This is a genomic window from Bradyrhizobium sp. Kon69, from assembly GCF_055807515.1.
The window spans coordinates 1-254 of record NZ_JBVVOS010000460.1; the positions used below are offsets into that span (position 1 = coordinate 1).

The following is a 254-nucleotide window of genomic DNA, read 5'->3' on the forward strand; positions in this document are numbered from 1 at the left end:
AACCCGAAGCGCAATGGCTGCCACGCCGCAAGCAGATCGACGACTGGCTGGATGTGGGTGACGTACGCTGCGCCTGGCGTGCATTGGCGCTGCTGCGTGATCACGCTGATCCGCTGCTGGCTCGCGCCGGCAAGACTCTCAGCGAAGGCTGCCCACTGACCGCCCATCTGGTGTGGGAGCAAATCCGGCGGTGATCATTTCACCGACTCGTCAGGATTGGTGACGGTCGGTTGAGTTTTTAGTTTCCGAATGAC

1 protein-coding gene is annotated in these 254 nt (G+C 61.0%); it reads left to right on the top strand.

The window, feature by feature from the left end:
• Positions 1-194 (top strand): hypothetical protein (locus AC0L3U_RS39800; protein WP_473365180.1); only part of this gene is annotated, 194 nt, incomplete at its 5' end.
• Positions 195-254 lie beyond the last annotated feature (60 nt).